Consider the following 5,081-nt stretch of genomic DNA (forward strand, 5'->3'; position numbering starts at 1 on the left):
GATCAAACGCATCGGCTTCGGGTTCCGCAACTTCCGCAACTACCGAGTCCGCGCCCTGCTCTACGCCGGCAAACCCAACTGGCGAGTACTGGGCTCCATCGTCGTCCGATGAACCCAGCACCCCCGCCAGAATCCGAAGACCCACATTCCTAAGAGTTGGCGCGACATCTGGATAGCCGGTGGACGAGGTACGCGAGCACACAGTCGTAGTCGAAGACGGCGCACAACTTTGGACGATGAGTTCCGGGCCCTCGGATGGGGCACCGGTCGTCCTGTGCCGCGGCGGCCCGGGGCTATGGGACGACCTCGGCCCGATCGCGTCGATGCTCGACTCAGCCCATCATGTCCACCGTTATGACCAGCGAGGCTGCGGCCGTTCGACAGGGCCCCATGACTATCGGCCAGACCGGGCGATCGCCGACCTCGAAGCGCTACGCCGGCACTGGGGCTATGACCGGTGGACAGTCTTCGGCCATTCCTGGGGTGCGGCCCTGGTACTCGCCTACGCCTGGACCCATCCCGAACATGTGCGGGCCGTGATCTACTGCAGCGGGACCGGACCGGGAACGGAGTGGCGGAGGCCGTACCAGACAGAATCCGCCAAGCGCCTCACGACTGAGCAGCTGGCTCGCCGCGATGAGCTGGAACAGCAGGAGCGGGCCTGGGACGAGGAAGTTGAGTACCGCACGCTCTGCTGGCTGCCCGACTACGCCGACCCAGTGAACGCCGAAGCTCGGGCAAGGGCCGCAGCGTCCGTCCGATTCGAAATAAACTGGCAGGCCAACCGAGAACTTTGGTCCGGCCAACCTGACGTGATCACGCACGCAACGAAGGTGACCGCTCCGGCTCTGATCATCCATGGCGAACAAGACCCACGACCACTGGCCAACGCTCGAAGGCTCCTCGATATCCTTCCCAGCGCCACGTTCGCTGCCATTCCCGACGCGGGACATTCTCCATGGTTTGAGGCTCCTACAGCCTTCTCGACCCGGCTAAACGCCTTTCTTACAGCCCACGGATAGCGGGCAACGTGGGTCCAAGAGGCAGCAGCGACCGTTGCAGCGAGCAGGGAGACCATGGCGTGAGCCCGTCCTAGGGATGGAGTCCGCTGGTCAGCGGTCGTCGACGGAGTGGCTCAGCCGCGAGGCGTCGGGCCAGGCCATGCGTAAGCCTTGGGGCGTGCCGTTGAGGCGGGTCGGATCTCCACCGGGCGGTGGCACCGGCGCCGTCTCAACGCACGTGGCTCCGGATGCGCGGTAGAACTGCTGCGCGGCTGTGTTCTGCTGCAACACCCACAGGTACATCGCTTTGCCGGTCGCCCGGTCAGTGACAGCCCGGGCGGCGCGGGCCAGCAGCTGGGTGCCGATGCCGGTACGGCGCCGGCTGTGCAGGACGTGCAAGTTGTCGACGAGGCTTCCCCATCTCGGGTCGTCGTCGAATGCGACGTGGACAAAGCCCACCAACTGGCCGTCGTGCTCGGCGAGGATGGTGTCGGTGTGGGTCGGCGCGGCGAGCCGCGCCGACCACCCCGAGTGATGGTCGGCGGCGACGTCGCCATCGAGGAATGAGTCGGCATAAGCGCCCCGATAGTGCCGACGCCAGCTGTCGGTGTGGAGTAGCGCGATCTGTTCGGCGTCGTCTGCTCTGGCCGAACGGAACCGCAGCGAAGGATCCACAGCTCAACCGCGGAGCGCGTCGTCGATGCCGCGGTTGGCCAACTCGTCGGCCTTCTCGTTGCCGGGGTTGCCGGCATGCCCTTTGACCCAGAGCCATTCGACTTGATGCATGCTGGCTGCACTCTCGAGCTGCCGCCATAGGTCGGCGTTCTTCACGGGCTTCTTCTCGGCAGTCACCCAGCCGTTGCGTTGCCACCCGGCCAGCCATCTCGTGATGCCGTTGCGAAGGTATGAGCTGTCGGTGTGGATGCGCACGACAGCAGGTCGGGTCAGGGCCGTCAATGCCTGAATCGCCGCCATCAGCTCCATGCGGTTATTGGTCGTATCGTCTGGCTCGCCGCCGAAGAGTTCTTTGCGTTGCTCGCCGTACTGCAAGACCGCACCCCAGCCTCCCGGGCCAGGATTACCACGGCAGGCGCCGTCCGTATAGATCTCCACAGCCTTGCGATCAGCCTCAGGTGGCACCTGTCTAATCTATCGAACTCGAAGAGGTGCCTTCGCGTACGGAGGGCTATGCAGGGTGACATTGCCTTCGAACGCGGCAGACATCCCGGGGGTCCTTGCGAGTGGGCTGAAGATCAAATATACTCGAACACATGTCCGTATCTGAATCCCAGTCCTCCATGAGTGTGGTCGATGAGCTGGCCGGCTACCTTGACCGGGTGGCCGAGTTGCCGCGCGCGGCGGATGATGCGGAACGGATCGACCGGATCGCGGTGTTGGAGAAGCTCAACGCCGCGGTGTATGCGGCGCAGCTGGACGAGGTGGATGAGTTCTCTTCGTCGCAGCGGGCCGCCAACACGGCGAAAGGGCTCAAAGGTGACCGGGCGCGGCGGGGTATCGCCGAGCAAGTGGGGCGCGCGCGTAAGGCGTCTCCGGTGACGGCGGCCAAGCAGCTCTCGCACGCCAAAGCGCTGCGCTGCGCATTACCGCACACGTTCGCCCTGCTGCGCCGGGGTGAGATCTCGGCGTGGGTGGCCACGATCGTGGTGAACGAAACTTCCCACCTCGCGGCGGAGGATCGACGGCTCGTTGATGCCGAGCTCGCCGAGCAGCTGTCGGAGTACGGTCCGAAGAAGGCGGGGGCCGAAGCACGCAGGCTGGCGATCGAGGCCGACCCGGCCGCAGCGGTGGCGCGAGCGAGCAACGCGCGTAAGGACCGCCGTGTCGGGATCCGTCCCGCGCCGGACACGATGGCGATCCTGTCGGCCCTCGTGCCCTGCGAGCAGGGTGTGGCCGCCTACGGCGCATTGCGGCGTCACGCGGACGCGCTGGTGGCAGCCGGAGACAAGCGTTCCCGGAACCAGATCATGGCCGATACTGTGGTGGAGCGGTTGACCGGACAAGCCAATGCGGAGGCGGTATCGGCCGAGATCGGTCTGGTGATGACGGACCTATCCCTGCTCGGCGACGACGAGACGCCCGCGGAGATGCACGGCTACGGCCCCATCCCGGCCGAGATCGCCCGCAATCTCGCGCGCAACGCCGCCGACCAGCACCACAACGGCTGCCACGATGGCGGCTGTGGCGACCCCGCATCCGGTGCCGGTTCTCGTTCCGGTGACGACGGCGACAGCGACGACCGTCGATGCTGTGGCGCCAACAGCGGCTGCGCCGTGAGCGAGGTGGCGCTCAACCATGCTCGCGTGTGGGTGCGTCGGTTGTTTACCGACCCTGCCACCGGCATCCTGCGGGACTGTGACCCGCGCCGACGTCGCTTCGACGGTGTGCTCGCCACGCTCCTGTCGTATCGGGACCGGGTGTGTCGTGACGAGTTCTGCGATGCGCCGATCCGGGAGTTCGACCACATCCACTCCTACGCCGCCGCAGGCCCCACCACCGCTGACAACGGACGCGGAGTCTGCCAACGCGGCAATCACAGCCGGCAGATGCCCGGCTGGGACGTCCGCGTCGTCGATCCGGACCGGCACATCGTGCAAACCACGACCCCCACCGGACACACCTACCGATCAGCACCGCCGGCGGCGCCTGGAGTGAGACTTCGCCGCACCCGAACACCTGACCACCGCCGGGCCGGACCAGAAAGAACGCTCTAACCACACTGGCAGCGGACCCTGACCCAGGGCCCGCTGCCAGTGCTGCAGCGGCGTTAGTCCCTTCCGGCTGTGCGTCGGGAGCTCATTCCTTCGGCGACGCCGATCAGGAGTACCGCGGCGACGACCGCGACGATGAAGCCGAGGACATTCAGTTCGAAGATGTCGCCCGTTCCCACGAGATTGGCGACGGTCCCGCCAATGACGGACCCGACCAGGCCGAGTAGCAACGTCGCGAGGATGCTCAGATCCTGCTTGCCGCGCTTGATGAGCCGGGCGAGCGCGCCGATGATCAACCCGGCAACCAGAAATCCGATCACAGCTTTGCTCCCATCGTTTCGTGCTGCTTCATCGTCAGTATGACCCGTCCACGCAGATCCGACGGGCATCTTTGCCCATTACCCATTCGACTACGCACCTCACATCGCGCATTGCGCACGGTGCAGTCGGCCACTCAGGGATCCGCCTGGCTTTTGTGGCTGTCCGAGGGCCACGGAGTCGTTGAGACGCGGAGCGAATTGGGCGCTGTACTGTCATGAACCATGACCACGCGGCTGACGACTCGTGTGCTCAACCGGACGTTGCTCGCCCGGCAGTTGCTGCTGGAGCGGAAGGAGCGTGCCGCCGAGGACGTGATCGAGCACCTGGTCGGCCTCCAGGCTCAGAATCCGTTGGACCCTCACTACGCCCTATGGGCGCGCCTCACGGGCTTCGATCCCGATGAGCTGGATCAGCTGCTGCTCAGCCGGCAGACGCTGCGGTGCTGGCCGATGCGGAGGACCGTCCACCTGGTCACGGCACCCGACGCCAAGGTCTTGCTGCCGCTGACAAGGCCGGTCGCGGAGCGCACTCTGCGCGGTGGCTTCCGCCGCCAGCTCGAGGGATTGGACCTCGGCGAGGTCGCGGCCGTCGGGCGGAAGCTGCTCGAAGTAGAGCCCAGGACCAGGGGTGAGCTCATCCCGCACCTGGCGCAGCGTTGGCCGGACTGGGACCGGCAGGCACTCGGCTACGCGGCGACCATCCCGTTGCCGCTGGTGCAGGTTCCGCCGCGCGGACTGTGGGGGCAGCGCGGCAAGGCCGTGCTGACGCCCGCGGACACCTGGCTGGGCGAACCGCTGGACAACGATCCAGCTCCGGACGGCATCGTATTGCGCTACCTCGCCGCCTTCGGGCCCGCCAGCAACTCCGACATCCGTACCTGGTCCGGCTTGACGGGAATTCGGGAGGTGACCGAACGGCTGCGCCCACGCCTGCGGACCTTTCAGGACGAGAACGGACGTGAGCTGTTCGACCTCCCCGACGCGCCCCTCAGTGAGGCCGATGTGGAGGCGCCTCCGCGGTTCCTGCCGGA

6 protein-coding genes are annotated in these 5,081 nt (G+C 66.3%); 3 read left to right on the plus strand and 3 right to left on the minus strand.

Features of this window, described 5'->3' with window-relative positions:
* Positions 1 to 236: 236 nt before the first annotated feature.
* The gene (locus ELR45_RS30630) at positions 237 to 1,022 is read left to right on the plus strand and encodes an alpha/beta fold hydrolase (RefSeq protein WP_129669678.1); all 786 of its coding nucleotides are present in this window, start codon (positions 237 to 239) and stop codon (positions 1,020 to 1,022) included.
* Between the two features lie 90 nt (positions 1,023 to 1,112).
* Here the strand turns inward: ELR45_RS30630 and ELR45_RS30635 are convergent, their stop codons facing one another.
* Together ELR45_RS30635 and rnhA are read right to left on the minus strand one after the other, a co-directional pair.
* Entirely contained in the window at positions 1,113 to 1,676 is a 564-nt protein-coding gene (locus tag ELR45_RS30635; protein WP_205857587.1) for a GNAT family N-acetyltransferase, read from the minus strand.
* Positions 1,677 to 1,679: 3 nt separating this feature from the next.
* On the minus strand, positions 1,680 to 2,141 hold the full coding sequence (gene rnhA, locus ELR45_RS30640) for a ribonuclease HI (protein ID WP_129669679.1): 462 nt from the start codon (positions 2,139 to 2,141) through the stop codon (positions 1,680 to 1,682).
* Between the two features lie 131 nt (positions 2,142 to 2,272).
* Between rnhA and ELR45_RS30645 the strand changes: the two genes are divergently transcribed.
* Entirely contained in the window at positions 2,273 to 3,733 is a 1,461-nt protein-coding gene (locus ELR45_RS30645; RefSeq protein WP_129669680.1) for a 13E12 repeat family protein, read from the plus strand.
* Between the two features lie 53 nt (positions 3,734 to 3,786).
* Here ELR45_RS30645 and ELR45_RS30650 read toward each other — a convergent pair whose 3' ends face one another.
* Positions 3,787 to 4,050, minus strand: coding sequence for a GlsB/YeaQ/YmgE family stress response membrane protein (locus ELR45_RS30650; RefSeq protein WP_129669681.1), 264 nt, complete (start codon positions 4,048 to 4,050; stop codon positions 3,787 to 3,789).
* Between the two features lie 222 nt (positions 4,051 to 4,272).
* Between ELR45_RS30650 and ELR45_RS30655 the strand changes: the two genes are divergently transcribed.
* Positions 4,273 to 5,081, plus strand: an 809-nt coding sequence (locus ELR45_RS30655) for a winged helix DNA-binding domain-containing protein (protein ID WP_205857588.1), incomplete at its 3' end; no start/stop codon positions are given.

Origin of the sequence: Phytoactinopolyspora endophytica, from assembly GCF_004138495.1 — a bacterium.
In the GTDB taxonomy this organism is placed as follows: domain Bacteria; phylum Actinomycetota; class Actinomycetes; order Jiangellales; family Jiangellaceae; genus Phytoactinopolyspora; species Phytoactinopolyspora endophytica.

Coding starts and splice junctions, on each gene's coding strand:
- ELR45_RS30630 (WP_129669678.1), top strand. CDS start 237: ATGAGTTCCGGGCCCTCGGATGGGGCACCGGTCGTCCTGTGCCGCGGC.
- ELR45_RS30645 (WP_129669680.1), top strand. CDS start 2,273: ATGTCCGTATCTGAATCCCAGTCCTCCATGAGTGTGGTCGATGAGCTG.